Source organism: Microbacterium ureisolvens (assembly GCF_019511645.1).
In the GTDB taxonomy this organism is placed as follows: Bacteria; Actinomycetota; Actinomycetes; order Actinomycetales; family Microbacteriaceae; genus Microbacterium; species Microbacterium ureisolvens_A.
Map to the genome: position 1 here is coordinate 1 of NZ_JAEUAX010000011.1, position 16266 is coordinate 16266.

At 69.6% G+C, this 16266-nt stretch carries 14 protein-coding genes and 1 tRNA gene; 7 read left to right on the forward strand and 8 right to left on the reverse strand.

Annotation, left to right across the window (positions count from 1 at the left end; translation table 11 throughout):
- Positions 1-110 precede the first annotated feature (110 nt).
- On the forward strand, positions 111-758 hold the full coding sequence (locus tag JNB61_RS16140; RefSeq protein WP_220292971.1) for a thymidine kinase: 648 nt from the start codon (positions 111-113) through the stop codon (positions 756-758).
- Between the two features lie 41 nt (positions 759-799).
- Here the strand turns inward: JNB61_RS16140 and JNB61_RS16145 are convergent, their stop codons facing one another.
- Positions 800-1630, reverse strand: a complete 831-nt coding sequence (locus JNB61_RS16145) for a DUF1295 domain-containing protein (RefSeq protein WP_220340299.1) — start codon at positions 1628-1630, stop codon at positions 800-802.
- Positions 1631-1767: 137 nt separating this feature from the next.
- Between JNB61_RS16145 and JNB61_RS16150 the strand changes: the two genes are divergently transcribed.
- Both JNB61_RS16150 and JNB61_RS16155 read left to right on the forward strand, forming a co-directional pair.
- Positions 1768-2517 (forward strand): FadR/GntR family transcriptional regulator, encoded by a 750-nt coding sequence (locus tag JNB61_RS16150; RefSeq protein WP_220292974.1) that lies wholly within the window; start codon positions 1768-1770, stop codon positions 2515-2517.
- Between the two features lie 18 nt (positions 2518-2535).
- Positions 2536-3921, forward strand: coding sequence for an alpha-hydroxy acid oxidase (locus JNB61_RS16155; RefSeq protein WP_220292977.1), 1386 nt, complete (start codon positions 2536-2538; stop codon positions 3919-3921).
- A gap of 126 nt (positions 3922-4047) precedes the next feature.
- Here JNB61_RS16155 and JNB61_RS16160 read toward each other — a convergent pair whose 3' ends face one another.
- The 6 genes from JNB61_RS16160 to JNB61_RS16185 form a co-directional block, all read right to left on the reverse strand.
- Positions 4048-4827 (reverse strand): HAD-IIB family hydrolase, encoded by a 780-nt coding sequence (locus tag JNB61_RS16160; protein ID WP_220340301.1) that lies wholly within the window; start codon positions 4825-4827, stop codon positions 4048-4050.
- A 54-nt stretch (positions 4828-4881) separates the two neighbouring features.
- Positions 4882-4955, reverse strand: a tRNA-Pro gene (locus JNB61_RS16165).
- Between the two features lie 18 nt (positions 4956-4973).
- Positions 4974-6494: a hypothetical protein gene (locus JNB61_RS16170; RefSeq protein WP_220340303.1), complete on the reverse strand. Its 1521-nt coding sequence runs from the start codon at positions 6492-6494 to the stop codon at positions 4974-4976.
- Between the two features lie 41 nt (positions 6495-6535).
- Positions 6536-6787, reverse strand: a complete 252-nt coding sequence (locus JNB61_RS16175) for a hypothetical protein (protein WP_220340305.1) — start codon at positions 6785-6787, stop codon at positions 6536-6538.
- A 106-nt stretch (positions 6788-6893) separates the two neighbouring features.
- Positions 6894-7814 carry a metallophosphoesterase gene (locus JNB61_RS16180; RefSeq protein ID WP_220340306.1) on the reverse strand — a complete coding sequence of 307 codons (921 nt, stop codon included), beginning with the start codon at positions 7812-7814 and terminating at the stop codon, positions 6894-6896.
- 11 nt (positions 7815-7825) lie between these two features.
- Positions 7826-10651, reverse strand: coding sequence for a transglycosylase domain-containing protein (locus tag JNB61_RS16185; protein WP_220340307.1), 2826 nt, complete (start codon positions 10649-10651; stop codon positions 7826-7828).
- Between the two features lie 108 nt (positions 10652-10759).
- On the opposite strand from JNB61_RS16185, the gene JNB61_RS16190 reads away from it, so the two are divergent.
- Positions 10760-10975 carry a DUF4177 domain-containing protein gene (locus JNB61_RS16190; RefSeq protein ID WP_220340309.1) on the forward strand — a complete coding sequence of 72 codons (216 nt, stop codon included), beginning with the start codon at positions 10760-10762 and terminating at the stop codon, positions 10973-10975.
- Positions 10976-10977: 2 nt separating this feature from the next.
- Entirely contained in the window at positions 10978-11445 is a 468-nt protein-coding gene (locus JNB61_RS16195; RefSeq protein WP_159842637.1) for a RidA family protein, read from the forward strand.
- A gap of 74 nt (positions 11446-11519) precedes the next feature.
- Here JNB61_RS16195 and acs read toward each other — a convergent pair whose 3' ends face one another.
- Positions 11520-13511: an acetate--CoA ligase gene (gene acs, locus JNB61_RS16200; RefSeq protein WP_220340311.1), complete on the reverse strand. Its 1992-nt coding sequence runs from the start codon at positions 13509-13511 to the stop codon at positions 11520-11522.
- 675 nt (positions 13512-14186) lie between these two features.
- On the opposite strand from acs, the gene JNB61_RS16205 reads away from it, so the two are divergent.
- A complete protein-coding gene (locus JNB61_RS16205; protein ID WP_220340377.1) occupies positions 14187-15158 on the forward strand; it encodes a TadA family conjugal transfer-associated ATPase in 972 nt (323 codons plus the stop codon).
- A complete protein-coding gene (locus tag JNB61_RS16210; protein WP_220340313.1) occupies positions 15143-16189 on the forward strand; it encodes a type II secretion system F family protein in 1047 nt (348 codons plus the stop codon). The genes JNB61_RS16205 and JNB61_RS16210 overlap by 16 nt, the downstream gene beginning before the upstream one ends.
- Positions 16190-16266 lie beyond the last annotated feature (77 nt).

A 16266-nucleotide genomic window follows, 5' to 3' on the forward strand; every position in this document is an offset into this window, starting at 1 on the left:
GTGGAGGAGGCGGGGGAGGATTCGGGGGGCGCTGACGCGCGCCGGGACGTCGGTCGCGGCGCAAGCTGGGCCCGGCCGGTGCGGGCACCGTCACCGACTACGCTCGATCCGTGGCCAAGCTCTACTTCCGCTACGGGGCGATGAACTCCGGCAAGTCGACGTCGCTGCTGCAGGCCGCGTACAACTACGAGGAGCGCGGGCAGCACGTGCTTCTCGCGAAGCCCGCCATCGACACCAAGGGCGCCGACCAGATCGACAGCCGGCTCGGTGTGAAGCGCACCGTCGATTTCCTCGTGCGCCCCGAGGACGACATCCGCGCACTGTTCGCGCAGCACCGCGCCCGAGTGAAGGCCGAGGCGGCCGACACGCTCGTGCCCGAGTCCGATGAGCATGAGGTCGACATCGCGTGTCTGCTCATCGACGAGGCCCAGTTCCTCACCCGCGCGCAGGTCGACGACCTGCTGCGCATCGTCGTGTTCGACGGCGTGCCGGTGCTGGCGTACGGCATCCGCACCGACTTCCAGACGCAGGCGTTCCCGGGCTCCGCGCGACTGCTGGAGCTCGCTCACAGCCTCGAAGAGCTGAAGACCATCTGCCGGTGCGGGCGCAAGGCGCTCTTCAACGCCCGTCTCGTCGGCGGTCGTTTCGTGTTCGACGGCGATCAGGTCGCGATCGACGAGCTGACCGCCGATCGCGTCACCTACGAGTCGCTGTGCGCCGAGGACTACCTGCGCGCGTCGGGTGGCCGTCTGGAGTGACGGCCGGCCAGTGGCGACGGGCCGCGTGCGGCGGCCTGGCGTCAGGCCGTCTCGGGTGCGCGCCCGCGTCGTCGGGGGAGCGGGATCAGCATCGACGTCGTGCGCTGGTACTCCCGGTAGGCCGGGTACTTCGAGGCCGAGATCGACTCGGTGAACACCGTCGAACCGATGAAGAGGATCGTCAGCAGCGCCGCACCGGCGATCGTCCAGTTGAGCCAGCTGCCACCGTCGGCGACCAGCGCCGTCGCCCCGAGCGCGTAGAAGGCCCACCACTGCGCCTGCTCGAAGAAGAAGTTGGGATGCCGGCTGTAGGCGAAGAGTCCCGTGGTGACGAAGCCGGGTTCGAGTGTGCCGCCGGAGGCCCTCTTCGCCTGGTGGAACGCCCATTGCTGTTGATCCGCCACGGTCTCGCCGACCAGGAACGCGGCGAACAGCGCCGCGAACGCGGCATCCCATCCGGTGAACGGCACGGGATGCTGCCACGCGATGTAGGCCGGAAGCGAGATGAGCACCAGCAGCGCGCTCTGGAAGAGCACGATGAAGAAGATGTTGAACAGCTGGAACTGCCACCGCGTCATGCGGCCGCGCAGGATCGCCCAGCGGTAATCCTCCATCCCGGTGTAGCCGCCCCTGCGCGCGAAGTTGAAGGTGAGCCGTGCGCCCCAGGCTGTGACGAGGAGCGCCATCACGACCAGTCGCGTCGCATCGACCCCGGCGATCAGCGCGGCGGCGGCGAAGATCCACACGTAGACCACGGGCACGATGGACCACAGCCGGTCGATCCACGACGTCTCGTTCGTGACGAGCGAGGTGATCCAGCAGAACGCGGCGGCGATGCCGGCGACGATGAGGACGAGCGCGAGGGGGTCCATGGGGTCAGCGTAGTGCTCCGCGCGGACACGCGGCGTCATGCGGGTTGTCTGTGGTCCGACCACACGCTATCGTGGTCAGACCACACCACGCCCTTCAACGACGGAGGGCTCCGGGTCCGACATCGACGAGGAGATCCGTGGCAGGCACCCCGACTCCGCCCCCGCTCGCGCCCGCACGAGCGTGGCGCGTCGTGCTCGAGAAGATCGAGACCGACCTGCTCGACGGCACCCTCAAGCCCGGCGACCGGCTCGCGCCCGAGCGGGAGCTCGCGGCCACCCTCGGCGTGGGACGCTCCAGCGTCCGCGAGGCGCTGCGCGTGCTCGAGGTGATGGGGCTCATCCGCACGGGCACCGGATCCGGTCCGACCTCCGGCGCCATCATCATCGCGACGCCCGAGGGCGGCATGTCGGCGCTGCTGCGGCTGCAGGTCGCCGCACAGGGCTTCCCGTTCGACGACGTCGTCGCCACGCGGCTCGTGCTGGAGACCGCCGTCGTAGACGCACTCGCGGCAGACCCGGCGCGATCGACAGCCCAGGCGCGGCGGGTGGTCGACGCCATGGACGCCGACGACCTCACCGCCCCCGAATTCCTCGCCCTCGACGCTCAGCTGCACCTCGCCCTCGCCGAGGCGTCGGGCAACGTCGTCATCGCGGCGATGATGGCGGGCCTGCGCACGGCCATCGAGTCCTACGTCCAGGCGGGCGCGGCGGGCATCGCGCAATGGGATGCTGCGGCCGACCGCCTGCGCCGCGAGCACCACGCGATCCTCGACGCCGTCGACGCGGGCGATCCGACGCTCGCCCGCACCCTCGTCCACGACCACATCGTCGGCTACTACGCAGCGGCGGGTCTCGCCCGCTCGTCCGCCGCCCGCACGCAGATCTGACCCATCGGAGAGGTACTCATGGTCACCCGCCAGTTCCCCAACCCCAAGGAGCTTCTCGAACTCATGCAGTTCAAGAAGCCCGAGCTCGACGGCCGCAAGCGCCGGCTCGAGGCCGCGCTGACGATCTACGACCTCCGCGACATCGCGAAGCGCCGGACACCCAAGGCCGCCTTCGACTACACCGACGGCGCCGCTGAGGGCGAGCTGTCACTGTCGCGCGCCCGCCAGGCGTTCGAAGACATCGAGTTCCACCCCGACGTGCTGCGCCCCGCCGAGAACGTCGACATGTCGACCCAGATCCTGGGCGGCCCGTCTGCGATGCCGTTCGGCATCGCGCCGACCGGCTTCACCCGCCTGATGCAGACCGAGGGCGAGGTGGCCGGCGCCGGCGCGGCCGGTGCCGCCGGCATCCCCTTCACGCTCTCCACGCTCGGCACGACATCGATCGAGGGTGTCAAGGCGGCAAACCCGAACGGGCGCAACTGGTTCCAGCTGTATGTCATGCGCGACCGCGAGATCTCGTACGGCCTGGCCCGCCGCGCCGCCGAGGCCGGCTTCGACACCCTGCAGTTCACGGTCGACACACCGGTCGCGGGCGCCCGCCTGCGCGACAAGCGCAACGGCTTCTCGATCCCGCCGCAGCTCACGCTCGGCACCATCGTCAACGCGATCCCGCGGCCGTGGTGGTGGTACGACTTCCTCACCACCCCCAAGCTGGAGTTCGCGTCGCTCTCGACGACGGGCGGCACGGTCGGCGAGCTGCTCAACTCGGCGATGGACCCGACGATCAGCTACGACGACCTCGCGATCATCCGCGAGATCTGGCCGGGCAAGATCGTGATCAAGGGCGTGCAGAACGTCGCCGACTCGAAGCGCCTGATCGACGCGGGCGTCGACGGCATCATCCTGTCCAACCACGGCGGCCGTCAGCTCGATCGCGCTCCGATCCCGTTCCGGCTGCTGCCCGAGGTCGTGCGCGAAGTGGGGAAGGACGCCACGGTCATGGTCGACACCGGCATCATGAACGGTGCCGACATCGTGGCCTCGATCGCGCTCGGCGCCAAGTTCACGCTCATCGGCCGGGCGTACCTGTACGGCCTCATGGCCGGCGGACGCCAGGGCGTGGATCGCACGATCGCGATCCTGCGCAGTGAGATCGAGCGCACGATGAAGCTCCTGGGCGTCTCGTCCATCGCCGAGCTCGAGCCGCGCCACGTCACGCAGCTGCAGCGCCTGGTTCCGGTCACGGTGTCGGCGCCCGCCGCAGAGGCGGCCGCGTCGGCGGCTCGCCCGCGCGCTGCTCGCGCCACGACGGCGTCGAACGCTGCGAAGACGGATGCTGCGGCATCCCGTGCCGCGAAGGCTCCGGCTGCGAAGAGCGCGGCTCCGCGCGCCAAGGCCTGACCGCCGAGCTGCTCACCTGTCACGGCGTGCTGCATAACGCGGCAGATCGTGACAGGTGAGCACTCCGGTCGGCCGGAACGCCGAGGCTCCCCTGTCGCGAAGCGCCGCGACGGGCGACAGGCCGCGTCAGACGCGCACGGGAAGCGTGGGGATGAGCTGCTCGAGGTAGGCGACGGTGTCTTCCCAGCCGTCGACGGCCTGGCACCGCACGCCCATCGCGAGGACGGGGTAATCGTTGCCGTCGGGGTCGAGCCGGTCGCCGACGAAGAGCATGTCGTCGAGCGAGATGCCGGTCTGCTCGGCGAGCTGACGCATGCCGTAGGCCTTGTCGATGCCCCGCTCGGTGATGTCGACCGAGGTCGAGCCGCCGGAGCGCACCTCGAGATCGGGCAGCAGTGCGGCGACGGCCGCGCGCAGGCTGTTCTTCTTCTCGCCGGTGGGGTCCCAGGCGGTCTTGGCCGGGACGGGAGCCTTCTGGCCGAGCGCCGAGAAGGTGATCTGCGAACCGCGGTCCTCGAGGATGTCGCCCCACGTCTCGGACTCCCAGAGACCGAGGCGTCGTGCTTCGCCCTCGACGGCAGCGAGGGCACGGGCCTTCTGGTCGTCCGTGAGCGAGCGCTTGTAGACGGTGACGACCTCGTCCGCGGCGAGCCGGTAGTACTGGGTGCCGCATGTGGGAAGCAGGTGCAGACGCGCGAGGGCATCGGCGGAGGCGTCGGGAAGGCGATCGACGACCTGCGTGGTGAACTGCTGGAGCTGGCCACCGGAGATGATCGCCACCTCGACGCGCTCCGCCAGGGCGATCAGCAGTTCGCCCATGCGGGAGTCGATCTGGCTCTTCGAGGGCGCGAGCGTGTCGTCGAGATCGAACGCGACGAGAAGGGGCGGGGTGGTGCGGTCGACCATGGTGTCCGTCCTTTCATGCGAAAGGCTCCGCCTTGCGGCGGAGCCTCTCTGCTGTCGGGGTGACAGGATTTGAACCTGCGGCCTCTTCGTCCCGAACGAAGCGCGCTACCAAGCTGCGCCACACCCCGTTTTGCAACCCTCCGAGTCTAACCGATCCGAGAGGGTGCTCCTGACCACGGACGTCTCGAGCTGATGATCGCGATGCCCACACTGAGCAGTCCGATCGCGATCGCGGCCGGCGCGCGCAGGGTGGCAGCATCCGTTCCCGTCGCCGCCAGCTCCGCAGGGTGTGGCTCTGCGCGAGCCGTGGGCGCTTCGGCGGCAGGGGTGGGCGTCGGGGTAGGTGCCGGTGGGGGCGGGGCGATCACGACGACCTGCGAAGGCTCGCCGAATCGTTCGGTCCAGGCGAAGCCGGCGCCGGTGTGGACGGCGACGGAGGGGAGCTGGTCGGCGCCCCGCACGCTCCAGACCGCGGTGTAGTACCCCGGGCTCGTCATCTCCCACGTCGAGGTGACGGTGTACGGCGCGGTCGGACCCGTGGCGGGGTCGGTGGTGAGTCGGAGTGTGCCGACGATGGCGTCGTCGCCCGGCACAGCCGCACCGGGGACGGGCTCGGCGTCCGTGCGGTAGACCACGGCGCTCGCGGTGACAGGCAGATAGGAGCCGTCGTCAGCGCGTGGCCACGAGCCGTCGGCGGCGATGAAGGTGACCTGGTCGACGTATGGACCGCCAGGTGCCTCTTGCGCCGCGACCTGCGTCGAGATGGCGGGGGAGAACGGGGGGATGCGCGGGGCGGCGTCGGCGCCCGCCACGTCGAACTGGACGCGCCCAGCCGGGCCGGCGGTCTCCTGGCCGCCGGGTGTTGTGAAGTGCCGAACGGCGGAGGCGAGACCGGCATCGAAACGGCCGGTTCCGCTCACTGTGTAGGGGCGGCCCGCGGCAGGCGGCTCCGTGCGGATGGCATACGTCGAGCCGGCCGCCGCGTTCTCGAGCGTCGGTGCACCGGAATCCGCGAACACGGCGTTCGTGAGGGTGATGGTGCCGGTCGCCGCACTGGTCGCGTCGACCCGCACGGTTCCGGAGCGGTGGTCCGCAGCATCCGTGGTGAACACCAGGCTTCCCTCGGCTGTCGCAGGACCTGACGCCGCGCGGTTTGCTTCGTCGTAGTACGCGACCGCTCGCTCCTGGACGGCGCGGTCATGCTGCGGCGAGAGCGCGGACATCGTCCAGTGGATCGCCCCCGCGAGCGAGTCGCCGGGGTAGCCGAAGGCATGCAGGGTCTCCTCGCGGTTCGCGATCGCCTTCACGGCCCACGCGACCGCGGCTGCCTGAACGGGGTCGTCCGTCTGACCGTACGTCGTCACGAGGAGGTTGATCCCGGCGAGCTGCTGGGCTGAGAGGCCGGCGGCCGATCCGCTGATCCCGTGGTCGACGGTCTGCCCCGTCGGGGCGGGTGCTCCCGGAGTGATGCAGTACGTGTGGACGCCGTTCACGAGCATGGAGCCGTGCCAGCCGTATGCGGAGATCGGCGCCCAGGTGCCGAAGCCGGTGCCGCGGTCGGCGGCATCCGCGCGGGACGGGGAACTGAGGTTCATTGCGACGATGATCACGAAGACGGCGACGAGGAGCAGGTGCGCGGTCGGTCGCATGACGCGTCTGCGAGTCACGGGCCGGATCCGATCGGGCGAGGAGTCTGCCACGGGCACGCTCATTGTGCGTCCTTGACGAGAGGGATGAACGGGGCGTGCCGGCCGAAGCGAGGTCGAGGCGTATCGCCGCGATCGGCGTCTTCGGCGGAGGGCGAACCGAAGGGCGCGCAGGCGACGGCGATGACGAGGGCGATCAGAAGCGCGAGCAGTCGCAGGCGTACGGGCAGACCCATGCCGTGCACGGCCGTCGTGGCGACGAGTGTGTTCCGGAACGCGCCATCTGCGGGTCGGTGGGTACGGGAAGCAGCCATGCATCGAGCATCGACGCCATGCGCCCGCGGGTGCGGTCGTGCGGCCGGAACTGGGGACGACCGATCGGCGAAGGCGATTGGGGAGGAACCTCGCGGCCGGCTCGACCTACGCTCGCGGGATGAGAGTCAGGAGCGAGGCCTCGGGGCGGCAGGCGAAGCGCACTGGCGCGTAGATCGAGTGGCCGATTCCCGCGCTCACGTTCAGCGGCACGGAATGACCGTCGTGCTTCCAGGCGCTCAGCCCGCGCGCCTGACGCAGCGGGATGTCGCAGTTGGCGACCAGCGCGCCGAAGCCCGGGACACGTACCTGGCCGCCGTGGGTGTGGCCGCCGAAGATCGCGTCGGCACCGAGGTCGACGAAGTCGTCGAGCACGCGGCGATACGGCGCGTGGGTCACGCCGATCGACAGGTCGGCCGGCTCCTCGGCGCGCAGCGCCGCCAGCGGCTCGGGCAGAGCCTCGAGGTCGTCCCAGTGGCGGTGGGCGTCGCTCACGCCGAACGCGGCGATGCGCAGGCCCGCAGCATCCAACGATCCGACCTTGTTGTTGAGGTCGAGCCAGCCGAGCTCGCCGGCCAGGTAGTCGTCGAGCGCCTGGGTGTCGAGAGGTTCCGCGGTGTGCTTCACCTTCGACGGACCGGTGAAGTACCGGAACGGGTTGCGAGGCGACGGCGCCGCGTGGTCGTTGGAACCGTGCACGAAGACGCCGGGAACGCCGCGGAGAGGCTCGAACGCTCGGCGGAGTCCCTCAAGGCCGTCGAAGTGGCCCATGTTGTCGCCGGTGTTGACGACCAGGTCGGGCTGGAGCTCGGCGAGCGCCGCGATCCAGTCCTGCTTGCGGTGCTGCCAGGGCGCCATGTGCGCGTCCGAGAGGTGGAGGACGCGGATCGGCGCTGCGCCGGCGGGAAGCACGGGAAGCTCATGGAAGCGGACCGTGAAGAGGTAGCGCTCGATGCCGATGCCCCAGATCGCGGCGCCCGCGCCGACCGCCCCCACCGTGCCGAGCACGGTGAGGGCGGTGCGAGTCATGGTCGAGGGCACTAGCCGTTGCCGTTGTCGTCGCCGCCACCGGGTCCGCGGCCGCCCCCGGCGCCGCAGATCACGGCGGAGTAATCGACGGTGATCGAGGTGTTCCGGTTCACCACGGAGCCGGCCGCTGGATTGGTCGCGCCGGCCTTGGTCTGTGTGCCGAGGCTGGCATCGACCGTGCAGGTGCCATCGCCGACGTTGCCGAAGCCCGCGCTGCGCAGCGCTTTCTTGGCGTCCTCGAGCGAGCTGCCCGCGACGCTGGGAACTGCGACGCCCTGCACGTTGCTGGGGCTGATCGTCACCGTCGTCCCGCCGGCGACCTTACCCGCACCGGGGTTCTGCGCCGCGACGACTCCTTCCGGCAGGTCGGAATCGACAGGGGCGCCGACCTCGACGCTGAAGCCCGCGTCGGAGAGGATTTGCGACGCCTCATCGATCGACTTGCCGACGACGTTCGGCAGGTCGGTGAGGATCTGCTTCGTAAGGTTGGCGTCGGGACTGGCGAACGCATCACCGCCATACGCGGCGTTCGCCGCGCCCTGAACGGCCCTTGTGATCCGATAGCGGATATCGGACAGCTTGTTGCCGTTGTGCCACGTCTTGAAGATGTCGCCGCCGCCGTCGACGTTGCCCGCCCAGGTTGCGGTCGCGACCTTGGTGCTCGACTCGACGAGCCAAGATTGGATCGACTCGTGCGTTCCGGTCTTACCGATGAGCGGCGTGCCGTCGTTCGGGTTTCCACTCTGACCGGTTCCGCCGCCGCGCATCACGCCCTGCAACGCGTAGGCCGCGGTGGCGGCCACATTCGGCTCGATCACCTGGGTGCACGTACGCGCAGGCTTCGGCAGCTCATTCCCATCCGAGTCGGTGATGCGATCGATGGCCTGAGGCTGGCAGTAGACACCGTTGTTGGCGACGGTGGCGTAGGCCTCCGCGATGGCGATCGGCGACACCTCGCTGACGCCGATGATCGAGGTCAGGGTATCCATCGTGACTTCGCCGCCCTTGGGGTTGAGGACGCCCATCCTGGTGGCGACGTTCTTGATGTCGCAGAGATCGAGCTTCTCGGCCATCGCGAAGTATCCGGTGTTCAGCGATGAGGCGGTGAACTGCATCGGTGTGCCAACACGTCCGGGCGCCTTGCCGAAGTTGTTCACGATCGTGTTGCCTTCGTTGTACCAATCGCCCTTACCGCAGGAGTTGGTCATCTTCTTGAAGACGCGGACCGTCCCGTTGAGCGTCTCGTTGACCGAATGGCCCTTCTCCAACCAGTCGATGAGGGTGAAGAGCTTGAACGTCGACCCCGCGTTGAAGCCGCCCGAGTTGCCGAACTGCGAGTCGCCCGCGAAGACGAGTGACGAGTAGTTCCAGTCGTCCTTGACCGCTGCGTCCTCGCTGAACTGCGTGTTCTGCGCGATCGACAGAATGCGCCCTGTGGCCGCCTCGATGCTCACCGTGGTGGACCCGAAACGACCGCCCGCAGGCCAGTCCTTGGTTCCAGGCATCGCGGGGTTGGCCGGCGCATTCGCCGCCATCGCTTCCTGCGCGGTCGCCTGGATGCGTGGGTCGAGAGTGGTGTACACGTTCAGCCCGCCGCGCTGCAGCAGTGCGCGACGCTCGTCGTCGGTCTCGCCGAAGGCGGGATCCTTGAGGATGACGTCCTTGACGTACTGGCAGAAGTACTCCGCACCCGCGGCGTTTACACACCCGGTCTCCGCGCGCACGACGTTCGGCGTGATCGGCCAGACGGCAGCCTCGACATACTGCTCGTGGGTGATCTTGCCGTCATCGAGCATGCGGCTCAGCACATACAGCTGGCGCACCTTGGTCGAGGTGTACCCGTCCGCCGCGGCGAGCTTCTGCTCTTCGGTGATCTCGCCCGACTTGACGAGGTTGTCGAGGGCGACGAGGTTCGCTCCTTCGTCGATGACGCCGTCCGGAGCCTTGTTGAACGTGGTGCCGTCGGAACTCACAATCGATCCCTCGGGCTTGTCGATCCGGTAGTTGTTCGGGTTCTGCACCATGCCCGCGAGGGTCGCCGCCTGAGCCACCGTCAGGTTGGCTGCCGTCGTGCCGAAGTACTGGCGTGCGGCTGATTCGATGCCGTAAGTGACCCCGCCCCAGTTGGCGATGTTCATGTAACCGAGCAGAATGTCGTTCTTCGAGTACTTCTGCTCGAGGGCGATGGCGTATCGCATCTCCTGCAGCTTGCGGGCGTAGCCCTCGGAACCCTCGGCCGTTGTGGCGTCAGTCCAGCAGTTGAGCAGGACCTGCGCGCGGGGGATGATCTTCGGATTGCCGTTCTCGTCGAGGACGGCCTCGCCCTTGTCGTCGACCTCGGGGGTGTCGGTTGCGTCCTGCTCACACTTCTGGATCAGGACGTTCTTGACGTACTGCTGGCTCACCGACGAACCACCCTGGGTCTCGCTGGAACCCCCGGCATTCGACAGCAGCGCGCGTGTCGTGCCGATGAGGTCGATACCTCCGTGCTGGTAGTAGCGCGGATCCTCACTGGAGAGGAGCGCGTCGTACATCACCGGATTGATCTGATCGAAGTTGACCGGCGTGCGGTCCTGCTCGAGGAACTTCGTCAACAGGACAGTCTCACCCGTTTCCGGATTCGTCGCGTAGAAGTTGCTCGGGAGCATGAGCTTGTCGATCTCGAGCGAGCTCGGGAGGTTGTCGAACATCGTGATCGCGCGCTCTGCCGCGGTGCTCGTGATCGCGACCGCGGGGGTGACGGTCGCCGCAATGAGGACACCGGCTGCGGCACTGAGGCCGACGAGCCCGGCGAGTCCGCCGAGCACACCGGTGGCCGTGCGTTTGGTATCAGGCATAGGCTTGATCGTAGGGGAACTACCTGGGCGAAACCCCGACGCACCCGCGCGCGCGAGGCTGATTCCCAGCCGCGTCAGCCCATTCCACCGCAGACTCTAGGAGCCGCGATGATGACGTGGGAGTACCTCACCACGCCCCTTCTGATCCACAACACCGCAGCGATCCTCAACAACTGGGGCAAGCAGGGCTGGGAGCTCGTGCAGGTGGTGCAGGGCCCCGAGGGCGGCCTGGTCGCCTACTTCAAGCGCCCATCCGGCGGCGGTGAGCAGAACGCCGGACTGGATGCTGCGGCCCAGGCCGCCAAGCAGTTCGAGGAGGCGTGAGCATGAGCGTGAGCGCCCGCCTCGCCGAACTCGGCATCGAGCTTCCCGGCGTCGTGCCGCCCGTCGCCGCGTACGTGCCTGCGAAAGCGCACGGCGACCTCGTCTACACCGCCGGGCAGCTGCCGATGGTCTCCGGCGCACTGCCGGCGACCGGCAAGGTCGGCGAGGGCGACGGACTGGTTTCCGCGTCCGACGCGAAGGGCTACGCGCGCCAGAGCGCCCTCAACGCCATCGCCGCCGCGGCGGCCGCCGTCGGCGGGGTGGACCGCCTCACCGGCGTCCTCAAGGTCACCGGGTTCGTCGCATCAGTCCCCGAGTTCACCGGTCAGCCCGGCGTCATCAACGGCGCCAGCGAGCTGCTCGGCCAGGTCTTCGGCGACGCGGGCACCCACGCGCGCTCGGCGGTGGGCGTGCCCGTGCTGCCGCTGGACGCCCCCGTCGAGGTCGAGGTCGTCTTCTCGTTCGCCTGAGCGGCGACAGGAACCACAGACAGCGAAGAGCGGATGCTGCAGCCACGGGCTGCAGCATCCGCTCTTGTCATTCGCTACTTGACCTGCGCGGAGATCACCGACATGACGGCGGTGTCTGCGAGCGTGGTGGTGTCGCCGACCTCGCGTCCCTCGGCGACGTCGCGGAGCAGGCGGCGCATGATCTTGCCGGAGCGGGTCTTCGGCAGCTCGCCCACGATGTAGACGTCGCGGGGGCGCGCGATCGGGCCGATCTGCTCGCCGACCCACAGGCGCAGGTTCTGCGCGAGGCCGTCGGGGGAGTGGGCCGACAGGTACGACTGCTTGATGATCACGAATGCGACCACGGCCTGGCCGGTGGTCTCGTCGGAAGCGCCCACGACCGCCGCCTCGGCGACAGCCTCGTTGCCGACCAGCGCCGACTCGATCTCGGTGGTCGACAGGCGGTGGCCGGACACGTTCATGACGTCGTCGACGCGGCCGAGCAGCCACACGTCGCCGTCGTCGTCGAGGCGGGCGCCGTCGCCGGCGAAGTAATAGCCCTGCTTCTGGAACTTCTCCCAATAGGTCTCGACGAAGCGCTCCGGGTCGCCCCAGATTCCGCGCAGCATCGACGGCCACGGCTCGGTGATGACGAGGAGCCCGCCGTTGCCGTTGCCGACGTGCGTGCCGTCCTCGTCGACGACGTCGATCGAGATGCCAGGAAGAGGCACCTGTGCCGAGCCGGGCTTCGTCTCGGTGACTCCGGGAAGGGCCGACACCATGATCGAACCGGTCTCGGTCTGCCACCAGGTGTCGACGATCGGCGCGGTCTTGCCGCCGATGATCTTGCGGTACCACATCCACGCCTCGGGGTTGATCGGCTCGCCCACCGAGCCGAGCAGGCGCAGTGACGACAGATCGAACTGCTTCGGGATGGCGCGGCCGAGCTTCATGAACGAGCGGATGGCGGTCGGCGCGGTGTAGAGGACGGTGACGCCGTACTTCTGCACGATCTCCCACCAGCGACCCGGGTGCGGGGTGTCGGGCGTGCCCTCGTAGAGCACCTGCGTCGCGCCGTTCGCGAGCGGGCCGTACGTGACGTAGCTGTGCCCGGTGATCCAGCCGATGTCGGCGGTGCACCAGTACACGTCGGTCTCGGGGTGCAGGTCGTGGACGACCTTGTTCGTGAACGCCGACTGCGTGAGGTAGCCGCCCGAGGTGTGCAGGATGCCCTTGGGCTTGCCGGTGGTGCCCGACGTATAGAGGATGAACAGCGGGTTCTCGGCGGGGAAGGCCTGCGCCTCGTGCTCGGCGGACGCCGCGGGCACGACGTCGTGCCACCAGAGGTCGCGGCCGTCGGTCCAGTCGACCTCGTTCTCGCCGCGCTGGACGACGAGCACGTGCTCGACGGTCTCCTGGGCCCCGGTTCCGCGGTCACCCAGGGCCAGGTCGACGGCGGGCTTGAGGGGCGAGACCTTGCCCTTGCGGTAACCGCCGTCGGCGGTGATGACGAGCTTGGCCCCGGCGTCGTCGATGCGGGCGCGCAGGCTGTCGGCCGAGAAGCCGCCGAACACCACGGAGTGGATGGCGCCGATACGCGCGACGGCGAGCATCGAGGCGACCGCCTCGGGGATCATCGGGAGGTAGATCGCGACCCGGTCGCCCTGCCCGATGCCGAGCCCCTCGAGCACGTTGGCCAGGCGCTTCACCTCGTCGGTGAGCTCGGCGTAGGTGACGCGGCGCTCGTCGCCCGGCTCGCCCTCCCACAGCAGCGCGACGCGATCGCCGTTGCCGGCCTCGACGTGGCGGTCGAGGCAGTTGTACGCGACGTTCAGCTCGCCGTCGGCGAACCACTGCGCGAACGGCGGGTTCGACCAGTCGAGCACCTCGGTGAACGGCTTGTGCCAGTGAAGGTCGCGGGCCTTGTCGGCCCAGAATCCCAGGCGATCCGCCTTGGCCTCCTCATAGAGCTGTGCCGTCGCGATCGCGTTGTCGGCGAACTCGGCGGTCGGCGCGAAGCGTCGATCCTCATTCAGCAGGTGGTCGATCTGGCTGCTGGTCTGCGTGACAGGGGTCTGTTCGCTCATGGGAGCGCGCTCCTTTGCGGGCTGGGTCGAAGCCGAGGGGTGTCGGCGAGTCTGCCAGGAAATGTACCCACCCCCGCCGGAACGGACTACCCCCGATAGTAGGGGGGCTCTCATACATCGATCCCGACCGATATATCAGTGAGAATCCTCTCCTTTTCGTTTTGTCAGGACCCTTGCCTCGCATATGCTGACCGATGGCCGAACATCGATTCTGGCATTGCGGCACCCGACGTCACCCCCCGAATTCGGGGCCGCGCTTGGCGGCATCCCATTCCCCCCATGGGATGCCGCCTCCATTTGTTGGGAGCGGTTCCGCGGTCCGCCCGCACGGCGCCGGCTCCTCCCCAGCGGCGTTCGCGGCGCAGCTCTCCCCCGATGACGTGATCCGCCGACCGGCAGGGGCACGGGGCTCCGTACCGTCGGAGCATGTCCGCACCGTTCGTCGTCCGTCCCCGCTCCGGGAACTCGGCCGAGCTCACGGCGAAGGAATGGACGGATGCTGCGCCCCGGCCTGCGTCGATCCGACCGGCGTCCGCTCCGCCGGCCGTGGCGCGGTCCGCGGACGCGTGGGTGCCTCACCGGGGACGTGCCGACGGGCAGCCCGGTGCGGCGAATCCGGTGCCGCTCCTCGCGCCGAGTGAAGCAGCGAGACCAGCGGCGAACCCTGGCCGTGCGATGGCAGCGGCGCTCGCGAAGGGTCGGGCGCAGCGGCATCCCGTCCTCGAGCCCTTCGCGGCCTACCTGGATGACCCGGACGTCACCGACCTGTTCGTCAATGGTGCGACGGGGCTGTTCGTCGATCGCGGGGCCGGCGTCGTGCCGGCGCGAGAGTGGCGTGCGACCGAAGAAGAAGTGCGCGATCTCGCCGTGGCGCTCATCGGCCTCGGCGGACGCCACATCGACGACGCCGCGCCGTGCGTGGACGTGCGCCTCGACGGCGGCATCCGCGTCCACGCCGTGCTGCCGCCGATCGCCCCCGAAGGCACGGTGCTGTCGATCCGCGTGCCGCGTCTGGGCGCTGCCACGCTCGACGACCTGCAGCGCACCGGGATGTTCGATGAGGACGTGCGCGGGCGCTTGGCCGACGCGATCGCCGGTCGCGCCAACCTGCTGGTGTCGGGGGCGGCCGGGGCGGGCAAGACCACGCTGCTCGCGGCGCTTCTCGCCGAGGCGCCCGCGCACGAGCGCATCGTCACGATCGAGGATGTGGCGGAGCTGCGGATCGCGCACCCGCACCACGTGCGTCTCGAGGCCCGTCAGCCCAACATCGAGGGGTCCGGTGGTATCGGTCTCGCCCGGTTGGTGCGGGAGGCGCTGCGCATGCGGCCCGACCGGCTCGTGGTGGGGGAGTGCCGCGGCGACGAAGTCCGGGAGCTTCTATCGGCGCTGAACACCGGCCACGACGGCGGAGCCGGCACCGTGCACGCGAACGGACTCCACGACGTGCCGGCCCGGCTCGAGGCGCTCGGCGCCCCGGCCGGACTCGACGACCGCGCGCTCGCCAGACAGACGGCCAGTGCGATCGGGCTCGTCGTGCACGTCGAGCGGAGCGCGGACGGCTCGCGCCGCATCGCCGGAGTCGGTCGCCCTGTCGTCGGCGGCGACGGGCGTCTCGCGATCGAGGAGGAGCGATGGGGCTCTCGTTGACACGGGGCGCTGACGCCCAGGGCCTGCTGCCTCGATCGCCGTCATGGTCGCGACGCCCGCCGTCGTCTCGCCGCCGGGCGTCAGTCCCGTCCCCCGCGTCGTCGGCGGATGTCGCGGAGACCGTGCTGCGGCTGGCGGTGCTGCTGCAGGCGGGGGTGGCGCCGGCGCGAGCCTGGGAGCATCTCGCCCGCGCCGGCGACCCGGCGGCGGAGCACGTCGCCTCGGCGATCGGACGAGGCCAGCCGCTGCCCGAAGCGATCGCGACCGCGGGGTCCGGTGCGTGGCGCGAGGTCGCCGTCGCATCCCACGTGGCGCTGGTCGTCGGTGCACCACTCGCCGAGTGCCTGCGCGGACTCGCCGCCGCGCTGCGGGACGCGCAGGAGGCGGCCGACGATGTGCGGGTTGCCCTCGCCGAGCCAGCAGGAACAGCTCGGCTCATGGGCTGGCTTCCGCTCGTCGCGGTGGGGCTGGGCGCAGCGCTTGGTTTCGACACCTTCGGCACCCTGTTCGCGAGCCCGCTCGGCCTGGCCTGTCTCGCCGGCGGTGCGGTGCTCATCCTCGCCGCACAGAGGTGGACGAAGCGGCTGGTGCGCGCGGCTGCGACGTCGGAGGAAGCGCCCGGCCTGGACGCGGAGTTGATCGCGATCGCGCTGAGCGGAGGGGTGTCCATCGATCGGGCGCGGGCGGTCGTGCAGGAGGCACGCCGGCGGGGGACCGTGGACGAAAGTGCCGCGTGGCACGCCGGCTCCGAGCGCGAAACCACCGATATCGACGAGCAGCCGGGCGAATCTGACGACGTCGACGCCGTGCTCGCCCTGTCGCGGACGGCGGGCGTGCCCGCCGTCGAGCTGCTACGGGCTTCCGCCGCCCACGCCCGGCATCGCGCCCGGGTCGAGGCCCGTCTGCGTGCCGCCCGGCTCTCGTCGAGGCTGCTCATTCCCCTGGGCGTCTGCACGCTGCCCGCCTTCCTCCTCCTCGGCGTCGCGCCGATGCTGCTCAGCGTCATGTCGACCATGTCGGTGTCGCTGTGACGAACCAGGGGCTCGCCCGCGACGCCCTCGACTCGCCATCGCCCTCAGACCGTGCCCGACCCACGAATCCATCGAAC

Excerpts from the sequence above, each read along its gene's own strand:
- JNB61_RS16145 (WP_220340299.1), bottom strand. The coding sequence starts at position 1,630 with ATGGACCCCCTCGCGCTCGTCCTCATCGTCGCCGGCATCGCCGCCGCG.
- JNB61_RS16155 (WP_220292977.1), top strand. The coding sequence starts at position 2,536 with ATGGTCACCCGCCAGTTCCCCAACCCCAAGGAGCTTCTCGAACTCATG.
- JNB61_RS16160 (WP_220340301.1), bottom strand. The coding sequence starts at position 4,827 with ATGGTCGACCGCACCACCCCGCCCCTTCTCGTCGCGTTCGATCTCGAC.
- JNB61_RS16175 (WP_220340305.1), bottom strand. The coding sequence starts at position 6,787 with ATGGCTGCTTCCCGTACCCACCGACCCGCAGATGGCGCGTTCCGGAAC.
- JNB61_RS16180 (WP_220340306.1), bottom strand. The coding sequence starts at position 7,814 with ATGACTCGCACCGCCCTCACCGTGCTCGGCACGGTGGGGGCGGTCGGC.
- JNB61_RS16185 (WP_220340307.1), bottom strand. The coding sequence starts at position 10,651 with ATGCCTGATACCAAACGCACGGCCACCGGTGTGCTCGGCGGACTCGCC.
- JNB61_RS16190 (WP_220340309.1), top strand. The coding sequence starts at position 10,760 with ATGATGACGTGGGAGTACCTCACCACGCCCCTTCTGATCCACAACACC.
- JNB61_RS16195 (WP_159842637.1), top strand. The coding sequence starts at position 10,978 with ATGAGCGTGAGCGCCCGCCTCGCCGAACTCGGCATCGAGCTTCCCGGC.
- acs (WP_220340311.1), bottom strand. The coding sequence starts at position 13,511 with ATGAGCGAACAGACCCCTGTCACGCAGACCAGCAGCCAGATCGACCAC.
- JNB61_RS16205 (WP_220340377.1), top strand. The coding sequence starts at position 14,187 with ATGGCAGCGGCGCTCGCGAAGGGTCGGGCGCAGCGGCATCCCGTCCTC.
- JNB61_RS16210 (WP_220340313.1), top strand. The coding sequence starts at position 15,143 with ATGGGGCTCTCGTTGACACGGGGCGCTGACGCCCAGGGCCTGCTGCCT.